17 protein-coding genes are annotated in these 16,673 nt (G+C 34.1%); 3 read left to right on the forward strand and 14 right to left on the reverse strand.

The window, feature by feature from the left end; all coding sequences use genetic code 11:
* Positions 1 to 44 precede the first annotated feature (44 nt).
* The 5 genes from AZF08_RS31360 to AZF08_RS17465 all read right to left on the reverse strand — a co-directional run bounded on the left by AZF08_RS31360 (position 45) and on the right by AZF08_RS17465 (position 2,934).
* Positions 45 to 587: an ArsR/SmtB family transcription factor gene (locus AZF08_RS31360; protein WP_235190033.1), complete on the reverse strand. Its 543-nt coding sequence runs from the start codon at positions 585 to 587 to the stop codon at positions 45 to 47.
* 56 nt (positions 588 to 643) lie between these two features.
* The gene (locus AZF08_RS31365) at positions 644 to 952 is read right to left on the reverse strand and encodes a hypothetical protein (protein WP_235190034.1); all 309 of its coding nucleotides are present in this window, start codon (positions 950 to 952) and stop codon (positions 644 to 646) included.
* A 37-nt stretch (positions 953 to 989) separates the two neighbouring features.
* Positions 990 to 1,724 (reverse strand): oxygen-insensitive NADPH nitroreductase, encoded by a 735-nt coding sequence (gene nfsA, locus AZF08_RS17455; RefSeq protein WP_033674069.1) that lies wholly within the window; start codon positions 1,722 to 1,724, stop codon positions 990 to 992.
* 198 nt (positions 1,725 to 1,922) lie between these two features.
* Positions 1,923 to 2,240 (reverse strand): DUF4870 domain-containing protein, encoded by a 318-nt coding sequence (locus AZF08_RS17460; protein ID WP_033674070.1) that lies wholly within the window; start codon positions 2,238 to 2,240, stop codon positions 1,923 to 1,925.
* Between the two features lie 112 nt (positions 2,241 to 2,352).
* Positions 2,353 to 2,934 carry a YdcF family protein gene (locus tag AZF08_RS17465; protein ID WP_033674071.1) on the reverse strand — a complete coding sequence of 194 codons (582 nt, stop codon included), beginning with the start codon at positions 2,932 to 2,934 and terminating at the stop codon, positions 2,353 to 2,355.
* Positions 2,935 to 3,115: 181 nt separating this feature from the next.
* Between AZF08_RS17465 and AZF08_RS17470 the strand changes: the two genes are divergently transcribed.
* Positions 3,116 to 3,793 (forward strand): DUF421 domain-containing protein, encoded by a 678-nt coding sequence (locus AZF08_RS17470; RefSeq protein ID WP_033674072.1) that lies wholly within the window; start codon positions 3,116 to 3,118, stop codon positions 3,791 to 3,793.
* Positions 3,794 to 3,812: 19 nt separating this feature from the next.
* Here AZF08_RS17470 and AZF08_RS17475 read toward each other — a convergent pair whose 3' ends face one another.
* The 3 genes from AZF08_RS17475 to AZF08_RS17485 form a co-directional block, all read right to left on the reverse strand.
* Positions 3,813 to 5,165 (reverse strand): MATE family efflux transporter, encoded by a 1,353-nt coding sequence (locus tag AZF08_RS17475; protein ID WP_033674073.1) that lies wholly within the window; start codon positions 5,163 to 5,165, stop codon positions 3,813 to 3,815.
* A gap of 97 nt (positions 5,166 to 5,262) precedes the next feature.
* Complete coding sequence (locus tag AZF08_RS17480; protein WP_033674074.1) at positions 5,263 to 6,096, reverse strand: MerR family transcriptional regulator; 834 nt, start codon at positions 6,094 to 6,096, stop codon at positions 5,263 to 5,265.
* A 325-nt stretch (positions 6,097 to 6,421) separates the two neighbouring features.
* Positions 6,422 to 8,095 carry a ribonuclease J gene (locus AZF08_RS17485; protein ID WP_033674075.1) on the reverse strand — a complete coding sequence of 558 codons (1,674 nt, stop codon included), beginning with the start codon at positions 8,093 to 8,095 and terminating at the stop codon, positions 6,422 to 6,424.
* Between the two features lie 497 nt (positions 8,096 to 8,592).
* Between AZF08_RS17485 and AZF08_RS17490 the strand changes: the two genes are divergently transcribed.
* Both AZF08_RS17490 and AZF08_RS17495 read left to right on the forward strand, forming a co-directional pair.
* Positions 8,593 to 9,750: a cation:proton antiporter gene (locus tag AZF08_RS17490; RefSeq protein WP_033674076.1), complete on the forward strand. Its 1,158-nt coding sequence runs from the start codon at positions 8,593 to 8,595 to the stop codon at positions 9,748 to 9,750.
* 159 nt (positions 9,751 to 9,909) lie between these two features.
* Positions 9,910 to 10,398 (forward strand): DinB family protein, encoded by a 489-nt coding sequence (locus tag AZF08_RS17495; RefSeq protein WP_033674077.1) that lies wholly within the window; start codon positions 9,910 to 9,912, stop codon positions 10,396 to 10,398.
* 58 nt (positions 10,399 to 10,456) lie between these two features.
* On the opposite strand, the gene AZF08_RS17500 is transcribed toward AZF08_RS17495, so the two are convergent.
* The 6 genes from AZF08_RS17500 to AZF08_RS17525 all read right to left on the reverse strand — a co-directional run bounded on the left by AZF08_RS17500 (position 10,457) and on the right by AZF08_RS17525 (position 15,734).
* Positions 10,457 to 11,806: an aspartate aminotransferase family protein gene (locus AZF08_RS17500; RefSeq protein WP_033674078.1), complete on the reverse strand. Its 1,350-nt coding sequence runs from the start codon at positions 11,804 to 11,806 to the stop codon at positions 10,457 to 10,459.
* Positions 11,807 to 11,995: 189 nt separating this feature from the next.
* A complete protein-coding gene (locus tag AZF08_RS17505; protein ID WP_033674079.1) occupies positions 11,996 to 13,546 on the reverse strand; it encodes a solute symporter family protein in 1,551 nt (516 codons plus the stop codon).
* Between the two features lie 2 nt (positions 13,547 to 13,548).
* Complete coding sequence (locus AZF08_RS17510) at positions 13,549 to 13,887, reverse strand: DUF485 domain-containing protein (RefSeq protein ID WP_033674080.1); 339 nt, start codon at positions 13,885 to 13,887, stop codon at positions 13,549 to 13,551.
* Positions 13,888 to 14,081: 194 nt separating this feature from the next.
* Complete coding sequence (locus AZF08_RS17515; protein ID WP_033674082.1) at positions 14,082 to 14,711, reverse strand: sterol desaturase family protein; 630 nt, start codon at positions 14,709 to 14,711, stop codon at positions 14,082 to 14,084.
* Between the two features lie 77 nt (positions 14,712 to 14,788).
* Complete coding sequence (locus AZF08_RS17520; RefSeq protein WP_033674083.1) at positions 14,789 to 15,082, reverse strand: hypothetical protein; 294 nt, start codon at positions 15,080 to 15,082, stop codon at positions 14,789 to 14,791.
* 19 nt (positions 15,083 to 15,101) lie between these two features.
* Complete coding sequence (locus AZF08_RS17525) at positions 15,102 to 15,734, reverse strand: LysE family transporter (RefSeq protein ID WP_033674084.1); 633 nt, start codon at positions 15,732 to 15,734, stop codon at positions 15,102 to 15,104.
* Between the last annotated feature and the right edge of the window lie 939 nt (positions 15,735 to 16,673).

Genomic DNA, 16,673 nt, shown 5'->3' on the forward strand with positions numbered 1-16,673 from the left:
TAGTGAACAAAATAAGAAAAACGGCTTTACATAAGCCGCTTTTCTTACAAAATATACTTCATCAAAAGAAGTCCTTGCGTTACTACAACAAAAATTGCAACACCAATCACAAACTTTTTTTCAAAATCGTTATATTTCCCTTTATTTATTCCTCGTTCTTTCAATAACAACATCATTTCGTGTAACTCTTCCCAATGTTCCTTACTACCTAATCTGATATATGTTCTCTTTACCCTAATCCCATATACATTTATCTCTTCTTCCTTCTGTGATATCTCATCAATAGAACCTAGCTGAATCTCATGCTCATTAACCTGCTTATAATAACAATCCAATCCTTTTAATAACAACCTTTTATTTGTTAAGACAACATAGTAATAACCTTTTCGTTCTTTTTGTATAAGGCCCGTAGACTCTAACATTTTCAAATGATTTGAAACCGTTGATTTTGTAAGACTATACCGCTCTGTTAATTGCTGTGTACAAAAAGATTGAAAGGATAAATCTCTTAACATTTTTAACCTCGTTTCATCTGATATCGCTTGTAGAATTCTTAAAAGATCCTTTGGTACTTCATCTGAATACAACGATGCAATTTCCACCTCATAATATACTTTTATATGAGTAGAAATAAGATTATCAATTAATAAATGCGGTGCCCAAAAGTTGATGGATATAATGTAACTGCTGATAAATCCTCATAACGATATTGCCAAGTACGAGCTTTTAAAAATGTTATCTCCTTATCATCAATTAAAAACCTTGGATGTAAAGTTTTAGAAAGTGACAACGGATTTCGTTTGATTGTTTCTTTTACATCATGTACAGATCGCTCAAGCCATGGCTCAACGCGGAACAGCTCGCGTGCAAAATAACGCTGATGATATCCTAATAAAAAATCACAAACTATTTCTTTTTCTAAATTTGGAAACATTCTCTGAAATATTTTCATAAAAAAACAAACCTGCTAATGCAGATTTGTTCATACTTTATCTTCTATTGAAACCTTTTTCACTCAAAAATCCCTTCATATGTAGTCGCTTCTCTTTTGACATGAAAGCACTCATTGAGCCCGTCCATGTCACATCCTTTTGATTCGTCAGTCTTCCTTTATAGTATTCATTAGTCATTCCATCATACTCTTCTAATAATTCATCATACTTATTCTCATCATATACATTTTCATGTAAGATCGCTTCCACTGGCAATCGCGGTTTCACTGCGTGATTTTCATCTGGTACTCCAACTGTCATGCCAAACACTGGATACACTTTATCTGGTAAATGCAGCAACTCACTTACTTGTTCTGGATTATTTCGAATCCCACCAATATAACAAATGCCATATCCGAGTGATTCTGCAGCGAGCGCTAAATTTTGTGCAAACAGTGATGCATCTACTGTAGCTACAATAAAATCCTCTGCTGTATCATGCTTAATCTCTGTTCCATGTTTCTCACAAGCTATTTCTAAACGCTTTAAATCTGCACAGCAAACAAAAAATGCCGCGCAATCTTTCACATGACGATTACCCGATAACTCTGCTAATTGTGCTTTTAACGTTTCATCTGTAATATACATAACTGAATATGCCTGAACAAAATGTGATGATGCTGCGTGCTGAGCTGCTTGTACCATTCTTTCAGCTATATTCTTTGGAATTGATTCTTGTTTATACTTTCGAACTGATGTATGTTGCTCCATTTTATGTATCATCTCATTCATAGTAAAACCTCCTTTTTTCTTATTACTGAAAAATTAACATATCTTTTTCATATATCACAACATTTATGCCCATCTAAAAAATTTTATATAATATTCTCTTTTTTCACCTCATTCAAAACATCTCCTTCAGAACTATACGAAAAAAGAGGACGAATTATTAATAATTCGTCCTCTTACATTCTTGAGAAAATCAATCATTTAAGCTGTTTTTAACACTCTAACACCCTTAACAATATTCCAAATGAAGTAATAGATCCCTACAACTGCAAAAGTTACATATGTTGCAATCATTCCAATTCCAACACTTGCTGATTCTCCAAAACTTAAACCGAATACACCCGAAAGTGCCAGACCACCAATTAAAATTGCATATGGGAAAATATGTGTCCACAAAGCTTTTTTCGCATGATATTTCACATCATCTTCTGCAATAAAATAAACGATGATTGGGAGCAGAAACGGTGCGAAAAAAATACTAAAGTAACAAAGAGAAGATAAAATATTATTGCCTTTCATACGATTCACCTCTAAAGTTTCGTTGTTTTTGTTACTTTTATTATGTCATGCAACTCCTTTAGAAACTATCGCTTTACCTTTCAACAAGATGACATATTTGTAAGATTAGTCACTACATTCGATTCATTAGCCAATATTGTGTAATCGCAAAATATTCCCGCACATTAGACTGAATGGTAATTGCCTTTGGTGTTTTTGCAGAAAGACCATCTACCTTTAACCCTTGTTTTTCAGCAATTCTTTTGGCCCGGAACATATGAAAGTCATTCGTAACAATAATTCCCTTTTTCTTATTCACTGGAATAAGAGACTTTGAGAATTTAATATTTTCATCTGTATTTGTAGAACGATCTTCCATTATAATTCTTTCTTCTGCGATCCGTTGTTTCACTAATCCGTTTTTCATTGCCAAAGCCTCCGAAATGTCTTCACCTTTTCCTTTACCACCAGACACAATTACAATCGTTTTCTCGTGTGTTTTTAAATACTCTGCTGCTTTATCAATACGATATTGCAAAGAATAGGAAGGCTCTGATCCTTTCACCTTTGCCCCTAAAAGAATCATGTATTCTGCATCATCTGGCGCTTTCATATGACCATGCTTATAAATGCTATATTGTAAAATCCCTATATAACTTACTATAAACATCATCAAAACCAAACTATATTTGATAATCTTTTTCTTCTTTAACATTTACATATACTCCTATTTTTTTCTATTTTCCCATCATAATATCCCTCTCATTATTTGTATAGCTTTTATTTCCAAGATACCCTAAATTACCCTTGAAAAGTAATATTTACAACAAATAAGGGAATAGTGAATAAGGTATACACAATTTGTAATGGGAACTCTGCATTAAGGGGTGTAATCATTGATTATTTTTTTATGTACAGTAACGTTCTTTTTTTTATTGTTTCTTATAGCGACTAAACTATTAGGAAAATCAGCATTAGCACAGCTTACACCACACGATTTTGGAGCTATCATATTTTTATCCTATTTAGCTTTCGGAGCTATCAAAATAGATAATTCATGGCAAGCCATTATGGGCATGATTGTGATTACATGTCTCCACCTTTTCATTACAAAACTTAGTTTACTAAACAAACTCAATCGTTTTATTCTCGGTCATCCGACGCTGCTCATAAAACATGGAAATATTCTATTCGAGAACTTAAAGGAAAGTAGATATCCGATTGCAGAGTTACTTTCTAACCTAAGAGTAGCTGGATATCCAAATGTAAGTGAAATCGAATATGCCATTTTAGAAGCAAATGGGGCAATTAGTATTTTACCCAAAAGGGAACTTGCCCCTCTTACTCCGAAAGATATACATATGGATGTTGAATATGCAGGGTTACCTATTGTAGTCATTGTTGATGAACAGATTCAATACGATAATTTAAAGCTTATCCATAAAAATGAAAATTGGCTACGAAAAGAATTAAAAGCAAAGGGATTTGAAAACATAAAAAACATTGCATTTGCTTCTGTTCAAGAGACAGATGGTTCTTTTACGATAAGCTTAAAAAATAAGAAATCCCCTTAAATATTTAAGGGGATTTCTATCACACTACACGTTCTTCTATTTTTCGTACTGGTACAGGATGAGAAACATGATTCATTCCAAATACGATAATTGCTGTTAATAATTCAGCAACAGGCATGACAAGCCAAATTCCATTCACACCAAGTAACTTTGGCATAATCCATAACAGCGGAATAATAAATACTAAACCACGACTCAAAATAATAAAGACTGATTTTCTCGTTTGTCTTACAGATTGGAAATATTCACCATAAACAATGTTATATCCTAAAAATACATATTGTATAAAGAAGAGGCTAATTCCCGTTACAGTTAATTGAATTAATTCTGTTGATTGAACATCAAATAAACCAATAATATATTTCCCAAAGAATAAACCGATCACAATTGCCGCACATCCTAAGACAATCGCTATTTTCACTGCGAAATGTAATCCTTCCCTTAATCTTTCAGATAAATTCGCACCATAATGAAAACTTGCGATGGGCTGTAGTGCTGCTCCAACACCAAAAAATAATAGTAATGTCATTGAGTGTATACTATTTACCATCGCATAAGACGCCACGCCTAATTCTCCTGCATATTGAATAAAGGCTATGTTAAAACCAATTGTTACAATCGCTACTGTTATTTCTGTCGTAAAGCTTGGAAAACCAATTACCATAATTTGTTTAACAGTTTCCCATTCAAAATGAAATTTCGTCCATTTTAAAATACTACTTTTTCTAAAGAAATGGCTTAATAAAACGAGAAAACCAATTGCAGCTGATAGGATAGTCGCTGCCGCTGCCCCTGTTACACCCCAGCCAAATATAAAGATAAAAATATAGTCAAATACGATATTTAATAACGCTGTTACAACAAGACCTGCCATTGCTAAATTCGGATTACCATCATTCCGAATAAATGTGCTTAAAATATTTTCTAAAACGTATATCATGCCAAATGTTAATAGTACATACAAATAATCTAAAGCATACGGTAAAATAACATCATTTGCTCCAAATAGATAAGCTAAATCTTCTATTCTCCATAAACAAACGACCATTAAAATACCTACAATTATGACTGCTACTGTCATCGATTGTGTAAAAATAGATCTCGCTCGCTCTATTTTATTTTCTCCTAAGGCAATAGAGTATAATGTTGCTCCTCCCATTCCAATCCATAATGAAATGGAGAAAAAGATAGAAAAAGCTGGAATAGCGACGTTCACTCCTGCTAAACCGTTTGCTCCTACACCACGACTAATCATCACAGCATCAATTACAATATTCACCGACATTAATACCATTCCAAGAACTGCTGGTATCAAATAGGATATAAATAAACTTTTTATTGGTTTTTCTCTTAATTTCTCAGTTGTTTCCATAACAAAATGCTCCTTTTCAATTCTCTGTTCACATTTTAAACCTTCAAGTTACTTTAAGGTCAAGTAAGAATTGAAAATACATTTTTTCATATCTCATTTACTTTCTTTTAACTACTGGAATTTGTATCTCCGTTACTTGCTCTTCTGGATTCTCTGTAACAGACCAATCAATTAAAGCAAGCTCAATTGCATCTCCTGACACTTCAAATCCTTTTTTCTCAATATTCATTAACAGTTCCTTGTAAGTTCCGTCCGTTTCTTCATACGGTCCATGGTGGTAAGAACAAGCAAACACTCCCTCTTTAATTTCATCTGAGGTAGTAATTTGAAATGGCATATCATCAAGAAGAATAAATACACTGTTATACTCCTGAAATTCATTTTGAAGTAATCCCTCTTTTGACACTGTTACACCAAGATCTCCTGAAAATAAACTATCATCTATTTGCTTCATATTTTTTTGGAGTGAATGTATATAATACTCAAACATATCATCTGTAACATTTGGTGCAATAGCTAGTGCCGTAATTTTTCTCTTTGGTAATTTTTTAAATATTACATGATTCGCTTTTGATCCAGTAGCTTCTTTCATCAAGTCGATTTTGTGCTTCATTTTGGCTAATACATATTCGATTTTCCTTTGCTTTTTTACCATCATCTCTTGTTGTTTTTCAAGTAAATTTAAAGCATAGGATGGATTTCTTTCATCAATATACTGCTTTATTTCTTTTAACGAAATATTTAATTGACGTAAAAACTTAATTGTATCCAAAAGTGAAAATTGATCTATTGTGTAATATCGATAATTTGTTTGCGGGTCGACAATTGACGGATGAAAAATCCCTTTTTCATCATAATATCGTAATGTTGACTCTGCGATATTATGCATTTTTGCCATCTCTCCGATGGTAAAACGTTGATTGAATAACATATTTTTTCATTTCCTTTCAATTTCATTCATCTCATAAATGAAATCAACATTGTTTCTTTTATTCTTCATTATATAACCATATAATCGGTATCCCAAATAAAAATGGATTCCAAGGTTCTTTTCTTTGGAATCCATTTTTATTTCGACAAGAAATTATAATTTTCTCTAGTTCCGTCTTATTTAACTCTTTATCCATCCAATCTTAGATTAATACTCACCAGATATCAAAAAAAAAACAATCCAATTTATGTTGAATTTAAATTAGACTTTAATAATTTTTCTTTAAGTTGATTCTACTACTTATTCCTACATGAAAGCAGTCTTTTTAAACTTCAATTACGATAGGAAGAATCATTGGCTTTCTTTTTGTATGTGAGTATATAAATTGACCTAGTGTTTCTTTTATCTCTCTTTTAAGAACACTCCATTGGTGAATATTTGTTTTTTGTAAATTGTTAATGGTTATTACAACTAATTGATTAATTTTATTCAAGAAATCTTCCGAATCGCGAACATATACAAATCCACGAGAAATCGTGTCTGGACCAGAAATAATTTTCCCTTCTGTTTTACTAAGAGTGATAACTACAACAAGCATACCATCCTCAGAAAGTTGTTTGCGATCACGCAAAATAATGTTTCCAACATCACCAATACCCAATCCATCTACATATATATTCCCTGCAGGTATTCGTCTAGACTGACAAGCAATTTGGTTGCTTATATCGACAACATCGCCATTACTAATAATATAAATATTATCTTTCTTAACACCAACGGACTCCGCTAATAAACTATGATGATGTAACATTCTAAATTCGCCATGAATAGGAATGAAATATTTAGGTTTCATTAAAGTGAGCATTAATTTTAATTCTTCTTGATATGCATGTCCGGAAACATGCATTCCAGTGGAACTTCCCGAGCCATAAATAACATTAGCTCCTAATAGAAATAAATTATCTATAATCCGTGAAACGTTACGTTCATTTCCTGGTATAGGAGTTGCAGCTATAATGACAGTATCTTCAGGCAGGATATCTACCTGTCGATAGTTTCCACTAGCTAAACGAGATAGCGCAGCCATAGGTTCACCTTGACTACCAGTGCAAAGAATAGTTACTCTTTCTGGATCCATTCGATTAATTTCATTGGCTTCAATTAACATTCCTTCAGGGATATTCAAATAACCTTGTTCTAGGGCAACAGATACTACATTTACCATACTTCTCCCAAGCAGGGCAAGCTTTCTATTCGTTTTTAAAGCTGCATCTACCACTTGTTGTACACGGTTAACATTTGAAGCAAAGGTCGAGATGACAACTTTTCTATGAGCTTTAATAAACGCTTCTTCAATACGCTCGCCTACAGATCGTTCTGATGGAGTAAATCCAGGACGTTCCGCATTCGTACTTTCAGAGAGCAGAGCTAAAACGCCACCACTTCCGATTTTAGCCATTTTATGAATATCCGGATATTGATTATTTACAGGAGTCAAATCAAATTTGAAGTCGCCTGTATGTACTACAGTACCTTCTGGTGTATGAAAAGCAATACCAAGGCAGTCGGGAATACTGTGGTTCGTTTTAAAAAAAGTCAGATCTATTGAGCCAAATTCAATTGCTGATTCAGAATCAATAACAAACAATTGCGTTAGATTTTCAAGTCCGTGTTCTTTTAATTTAATTCCAATTAAACCTAGCGTTAATCTTGTTGCATAAATTGGTACATTCAATTGTTTTAATAGATATGGGATACCTCCAATATGATCTTCGTGTCCATGTGTAACAACTAACCCTCGAATTTTATCCTTATTTTCTTGCAAGTATGTAATGTCAGGGATAATCAAATCAATTCCTAATAAGCTTTCATCTGGAAACTTAGAACCGCAATCAATTATCACAATATCGTTCGAATATTGGATTGCATACATATTTTTACCTATTTCATTTACGCCACCTAAAGCAAAAATAGATAGTGTATTTTCTACTGTGCTCAAAAGTAATATCCTCCTTTTTAAAACACGCAAGTATATCCGAAGAAATACGGCATTTTTCTTTTATGATGAACCCATCTAACTAGATGTCATTTAAATTTTATTATCTGTTATAAGGAGATTATCCATACCTATCAAGCAGAGGCCAATTTGAAATAAAGAAACTTTTTCTGGAGACTAATTGTATACAAAATAAAGTGAAAGCTTCTCATCAGTGAGGTTGGACGTGCAGTTATCCCCCCACCTATTTCTGAATTTTGTAAGGTGTGGTTCTTACTCCCCCCATGCAAACAGCAAAATGAAAGCTATTTCCTCAATGAAAATCTGCTAATTTAACATTGATTTTTTATGGAATTTATTATATATTAATTACAGGTTCAAATTACAAGTTCAAAAGAACTTGTATAAAGACCTCTTGTTTAATGTGTTTTACATATCATTGCATTAAGCAAATTCCGAGAAATCGTATAATAAAAACAAAGATGAAAAGGGGAGATGAGATGGAATTTTTCTTTCAAATTGCGTTAATTTTACTAAGCACGAAAATCGCTGGTGACATTAGTGTCAGATTAGGGCAACCTTCTGTACTCGGAAAATTGATCGTCGGTATTGTAATCGGTCCGGCTGTATTAGGTTGGGTCAACAATTCAGATTTACTCACTCAGCTAAGTCAGGTAGGGGTTATTCTCCTTATGTTTATGGCTGGTCTAGAAACAGATTTAAAAGAACTGAATGAAAATCGTAATTCATCCTTAGCAGTTGCTATGGGAGGTATTATTCTTCCATTTGCAGGTGGTTATGTTTCAGGACTTATTATGGGCATGGAACAAGCAAATGCAGTCTTTTTAGGATTACTTCTATGTGCAACGAGTGTTAGTATCTCTGTACAAACACTTCGTGACTTAGGAAAGATGAAGACACGTGAAAGTACCACGATGCTAGGTGCTGCTGTATTTGATGATATTCTTGTCGTTATTTTACTTGCATTTGCTATGAGTTTCTTAGGTTCAGCTGATGTAAGCTTAACTATGATCATCTTGAAAAAAGTTGTCTTCTTCGCATCTATTATCTTAATTGGTTGGAAAGGTGTTCCAATGATTATGCGTTGGTTATCACCACTGCGCGTATCAGAGTCTATTATTAGTGCTGCTCTTATCATTTGTTTCGCTTTTGCATATTTCGGTGAGATTTTAGGAATCGCAGGAATTATCGGTGCATTCGCTGCTGGTATTGCAATTTCCCAAACAGATTATAAGCATGAAGTAGAAAAGAAAGTGGAACCAATCGCTTATGCAATGTTTGTCCCAATTTTCTTTGTAAGTATTGGAATGAATATTACATTTGCAGGTATCGGGGATAAAATTTGGTTTATCTTAGCTTTAACAGTAATTGCTGTCTTAACAAAACTAATTGGTTGTGGCTTCGGAGCACGAATGACTGGATTTGACTTACAATCCTCTACAATCATTGGATCTGGAATGGTTTCACGCGGTGAAGTCGCGCTTATCATCGCGGGGCAAGGACTTACTTCTGGACTATTAGCACAAGATTACTTTACAGCAATCGTTATCGTTGTTATTTTAACAACAATGATTACACCACCAATGTTAAAATACTCTTTCGGTGTAAAAGATAAGCAATTAAAACTAGGTAAATAGTAACTATATAAAGTACTAGTTTCATAATATTCAAAAACGAGATTACTATCTTATGAAGATAATAATCTCGTTTTTTTATTCATAAAGGAACTAGGAAAATGTCTCTAAAAAGGCGAATGAAACATATATGTACCATATAAATACTTTTGGAGGTGTTTCATGGATCGCAAAGATATTTTTTTAGAGCAACTCCTTGCATGTCATAATGAAAACAATTGGTTTGTCTCACTACAGAGTGCACTTGATGGTCTTACTGAAGAACAAGCTTCTTGGAAAGATACAGATGCGACAAATTCTATTTGGGAAATCGTTAATCATTTGATTTTCTGGAACGATCGCATTCTAAAGCGATTTTACGGTTTTGCTGCTCAAGAACAAATTAAAAATAATGATGATACGTTTCAAAATATAAGAAATTTAGATTGGCATGCTACAGTTGCACAAATTGATACGATTATGGAAAAGTGGCAAACGGCCCTACATAATTGCGATGAAACAAAGCTCGCTCTCTCTCAGTCAGCAGAAACTGAAGAAACATGGACATCTGTTTTACTAAACTTCACAATTCATAACGCTTATCATATTGGACAAGTTATCTCTATTCGCAAACAACAAGGAAGTTGGGAGAGAGAACATGGCGTTCATTAACAAACTTATACATAAAAAAGCGAGCTGATATCCTTTGGCTCGCTTTTTCACCCTTTTATTAAATACGTTCCATCGCAGTTTTCAATGTCCCAACAATAAAAGCAATTTCCTCACTCGAGATAACAAGAGGTGGTGCCAATGTTAAAATATTATTATAGCCTGCTGTCGTCATTCCGTTACGACCAATGATTAATCCTTTTTCCTTACAAGCGTTCACTACACTTGCAATTTTGTCATTATCAATTGGTTCTTTTGTTCCTTTATCATTTACCATCTCAATGCCAACCAGTAAGCCTTTTCCTCTAATATCTCCAACAAGTGGATGATCTCCAATTTCTTCTTTTAATTGTTCTAATAAGAGTGATCCCATTTGTGCAGAACGTTCGATTAAATTTTCATTTTCCATAATTTCTAAATTTTTAAGCGCTAATGCACAAGCTGCCGGATTTCCACCAAACGTGTTAATATGACGGAAAAAATCATATTCCCCTGTTCCTTTAAATGCTTCATAAATTTCTTTCTTTACTGCTGTTGCTGATAATGGTAAATATGCACTTGTTATCCCTTTCGCCATCGTAATAATATCAGGCTTCACATCGTAATTCATAAAACCAAACGCTTTCCCCGTACGACCAAAACCGCAAATTACTTCGTCACTAATTAGCAATGCACCATGCTTTTTGCATGTCTCATGAACAGCTTTCATATAATCTTGCGGTGGCATCAAAATACCTCCGCCTGTAATAATTGGCTCCATAATAAATGCAGCTATCGTTTCACTTAATTCCCACGCCATAACACGGTCAATTTCTTTCACACATTCTATATCATAAATATTTTGCGACTCGATCTCTGGCATTCGGTAACAATCTGGCGGCGCTACATGTAAAAATCCTGACGCAAATGGCTCATATTGATACCTCCGCTGTGCTTGTCCTGTCGCTGCCATCGTCGCCATCGTATTTCCATGATAACCACGATAACGTGACATAAATTTATAACGGTGGGCTTCTCCCTTATATGCGTAATATTGACGAGCGATTTTAAATGCTGTTTCATTCGCTTCTGATCCACTATTAGAGAAGAAAATAACATATTCTCCTCCAAGCCATTCATTTAACTTTTCAGCAAGCTGAATTGCAGGTTCATGAGATTGTGACATTGGAAAGTATGATAATTTTTGCAGTTGTTCATACGCTGCCTCAGCAAGCTCTTTTCTTCCATATCCACTATTCACACACCAAAGTCCACTCATTCCATCTAAGTACCGTTTTCCTTCTATGTCTTCTACCCAGCATCCCTCGGCTTTTGCCCCAACCATTGTACTATTTGGACTAAAGGGACGCATTCCATGCCACACATACTTTTCATCCTTTGCTAATAATGCATCTGTTTGTTTCGTCTTCATCATACATTCCACCTTCCATAACAACTTATATTCCTCCAAGCTGCGCTGGCACCATGATGATTTAAAACTTCTTCCTGCTTATTTTCATTCCACATGAATGAAACAAATCCTACCAAATAATGCGTAATATTTTAAAAGCAAATTACAAACTAAAAAAAGCCCTCCAATTAATTGGAAAGCCCTAATCTTTTAATGTGTTGAAACGTCACTAACACCATGACCTGTGTTAGATTTAACAAGGATTTCATCAAATTTCGCTACATCTTCTTTCTTACTTGAAAAGATTGTCCCTAAATATGCCGCTAAGAATCCAAGTGGAATCGAAATAATTCCAGGTGTTGTATAAGGGAATAACGCTTCTCCAACAAAAATCGCTTTCCCAGCTTCAGGGTTCCAAACATTTGGACTTAAGGCAACTAACACGATTGCTGAAACTAAACCAACAACCATACCGCAAATTGCGCCAGTCGTATTAAAACGCTTCCAATAAATTGTAAACAAAATAACTGGTAAATTGGCGCTTGCCGCAACCGCAAACGCTAATGAGACTAAGAAAGCAACATTTAATGTTTGCGCAAATAACGCTAATATAATAGATAATACTGCCACACCAATTGAAGCATAGCGTGCCATTGATACTTGTTCTTTTTCTGTTGACTTGCCTTTCCGGATAATCTCATTATAAAAGTCATGTGCAAATGCTGAAGCAGCTGTTAAAACAAGGCCAGCTACAACCGCTAAAATTGTAGCAAATGCAATTGCTGAAACAAAGGCAAACAGGAAATCTCCTCCAAGTGCTTTCGCTAATAAAGGTGCTGCCATGTTACCAGCTGGATTGGCCTGGATAATTGCTGCATTCCCTACAAACGCAGCTGCACCAAAACCTAAGAAAATTGTCATAATATAAAACGCACCAATTAACCAAGTTGCATATACAACAGATTGGCGTGCTGTTTTTGCATCCCGAACAGTAAAAAAACGAACTAGAATATGAGGTAATCCTGCTGTCCCAAGAACAAGACCTAGATTTAAAGAAATCGTATCTAATCCATCTTTGTATTTCACACCTGGATTCAAAAATGCTTCCTTAAGCGGTGTTGCAGTTTTCATCTGTGCAAACATTTCTGTTATGCTAAAATTAAATTTTGCAAATACAATAACTGAAATAATAAACGTACCCGCCATCAGTAAAACAGCCTTTACAATTTGCACCCAGCTTGTTGCTGTCATACCTCCGAAAATCACATATACCGTCATTAACGTGCCAACAATTAAAACAGATGTCGTATATTCAATTCCTAATAATAATTTAATAAGTGCTCCTGCTCCCACTAGTTGTGCAATCATATAGAAAATGGAAATCGTCATCGTATTTAAAGCGGCAATCCCGCGTACCTTCCTTGCGTCAAAACGTGCGGCGATCATATCTGCTAATGTATACTTCCCTAAATTTCTAAGTGGTTCCGCAACAAGATATAATACAACTAAATACGCAACAAGAAAACCAACGCTATAAAAGAAACCGTCAAATCCAGTTAACGCTACTGCACCAGCAATTCCAAGGAATGAAGCAGCCGACATATAATCTCCCGCAATGGCCAGACCATTTTGCCAACCAGTTAATCCCCCTCCTGCTGTATAAAACTCGCTCGCATTTTTTGTCTTTTTCGACGCAAAATATGTAATAACGAGTGTTCCTAGCACAATAATTAAAAAGAGTGCAAACGCTGTTGTGTTCAAATTTATCGCCTCCCCTTTTGCATATCTTGAAGGATTTTCTCTGAAGCCTTATCAAATGACTCTGCTTTTTTGCTATACATCATACATAAAACCCAAGTCATAACAAATTGTGCAAATGCAAAAACCCACGCCCATGTTACATCACCAAATGCTGCTTTATTTAATACCTTCGAATAAGAAGTCAAAATCGGCAATGCAATAAAAAAGCTAAAAAAGAAAATACTCATAGGGATAATAAATTTCCGCTTTTTTTCTAATAATGACTGAAATTCCACTGACTGAACGACTTCTGTGTAATTTATCTCGCTTTGTAACCTGCGTGCTGAACTGTCTCGTTTCATTTGTCCTCTCCCCCTCCTAAATTTTCCGAAACAAATTCCCTCTTACGACCTTACAAAACACTAAATTTTATAAATATTCAGAAACTTACATTTATTTTAGACAATCTCTGTGTCTCTGCAAAGATTTTTCGATAGACAATTTTCGGCATATTCCCCTAATTTTTTAATATACTTTTTCAAAATAAAAGTAGTGCTTATCGCACCACTTCCTTTCCTTCATCTTTTTCTAAGTTACGTGCCGTCTCACTTACTTCAACATCTTTTCCATTTTTATACGTACCAAATAAAAAATCATACACCGGGTTCGAAACACCGAACCAATAATTTTCATTTTTGTAATGGTGCAAAATATGTTGTTTTTTTAACCATCTCCCAAAACGAGTAAACGGACGGATTGGTTTATGCGCTATATAATGTTTCCATTCATATACAAGTAACATCACGATCATCCCAAGTCCAAATGAAAATGTAATTGTTATATTACTTGTTGTACCATACAAAATGAATAAATAGAACGCAAACCCTGGCATGCTATACCAAACAGGTAAAAATAATAATTTCAAATCATCTGGATATACATGATGATCGTAATGCAATCTTTTCAATATCTTTAGTAAAAATGGATTTTTTGGTGGTTTAATATGAAATAAAAAACGATGTGTAACATATTCATTGATTGTATAAAAAATGATACCCGCTAGACAAGATACGATCGCCATCCATGTGAATAATTGCATTTTCAAAATAATGATAAAAAGCACCAATACTCCCACCATAATGACAATATCATGTTGCAAAAAGAATTCCTTTATTACCCTTTTCATTCATTATGCCCCCTTCTAAAAAAAGCCGTAACACATCGTTACGACCTCTTCTTTTTATCTATATTATTCTATTCACATTACAAATTTGCTTGCTGTTCCATTGTAGAAAAAAATTTTTTCGAACCAAATATATTTTGCTTGGGAATAATGTGTTCAACCGCAAAGACAGTTACGTCTCCTCTTTGGACTTCTCCAATAATTAATCCAAATATTTCATGATTTACAGCAAATGTTGGTTGCTTTGTTTGCAGCAATCGCTCAGCAGTATGAAGAACAGCCTCATATAAAGGATCTCTGTCAATAACTTCTTTTCTGATTTTTGGTGCCAATGTAATAATAATTTCTTTTCCATTAACGGTGGTTCGATACATAGAAATCTCCCCTTCAATCTTATGTGAACAACTGTAAAGCTTTATACGCAAAATGGATCGAATACCCAACTAAAACGATGCCAGCTCCCGCTGTAATATAACCGAGCGCTTTCGGCTTAAGCAATGTTCGTCCAAAATGAACAGAAAAAGCTATATTTAAATTCCACAAAATAATGCCAACGATAATGCAAAGACTATACAAAAAGGCTTCTTGTTTTGTCACCTTCGTAAGCAATGAACTAAGTGTACTCCCGTATACACCAAACCAAAAGACAAGATTTAACGGATTAGATACCGCAATTAAAAATCCCGCCATAAAGGATTGCCGCAGTCCACCTACCTCTTCTTGTTTATATTCCATATTCGAGTGTAAAATTCCTTGTTTCACACTTTGAAACCCCAAATAAAACAATAGGAAAAATCCCATACAATACATAAATGCTTGGACATATGTATACATAAACACTGAAGATAACCCAAAATAAATAAGGAGCATAAATAGAATATCTGCACTCATTCCTCCTACTCCTACAATCCAAGCATGCCAAAAACCACGTTCAATCCCTCGTTTTAACATTTCAATATTAATTGGTCCCACCGGTGCAGCTAATGAAATACCTAGTACAATTTGCTGTATAATTGCTCCAATCATCGCTCTATCCTTTCCATACCTTTTACTATTAACTAATGAGAAAACTTTAAAAAAAAGACTAGCTTTTATAAAAGTGAACTGTACCCCGAATCATGGGCACTAAAAAAGTCCATGATTCAGGGGGATGTTTTTGCACCCATTTCCTTGTTATAACGGAAACAATGATAAAAGTGAGGTACGGGCTGATTTTCTAGTTTTCATATTTTTCTCCTCTTATTCGCTTAGCATACATTGAATTCTAATTTAAGAAGTTAAATTCCTTTTGTATACTATACTCAACACACGTTATTGATATAAACCTCGCTCTCAAAAAGTAGCTTACATGTAAGCTCAACAAAACAAAAGTATGTCCTTTTATAAATTAATTAATTAAAATAATACAATAAATACTAGTTTAAAATGCATAAAAATAGCATAAAAGCATCTCTTTTTATGCATTTTATTTTTCTATTAAGTTGAGAATTTTGTGTCGCTAGACATCCCCCCTTAGAAGCTTGTTCCCTGTTCATGTATATTTCTTTTGTATTATTTATTGAACGTGAATTTGTTATCTATTGTAGTTTTATATTCAAATTTGTATCATGCAAATCTATTTGTTTAAATTGATATTTTTCTAATCAAAAATCCGATTGGTAATGTTTCCACTTAAATAAGTTTTGCTTTTCCAGACTGGTTACGTCCTTTTTAAATACTAGAATCAGATTACTTGCAAAAAGTTTCTTTTTTGCACTAAAACCAGCATTATCATGTTAACTTATCTATAGAAAAAATTAAAATAAACTTAATCCACGTTAAAAGGACCTGCTATCAGTTGCAGGTCCTTTTCAAATAAGAAAGAAATTTGGAGATCACGTATTCATTCAATACAAAAACTTCTAACATAAATCAATAGTTACTACAATTTTTCGTACTAATGTCCTAACTAATGTGATTCCACTT

The organism is Bacillus gaemokensis (genome assembly GCF_001590835.1).
Classification (GTDB): domain Bacteria; phylum Bacillota; class Bacilli; order Bacillales; family Bacillaceae_G; genus Bacillus_A; species Bacillus_A gaemokensis.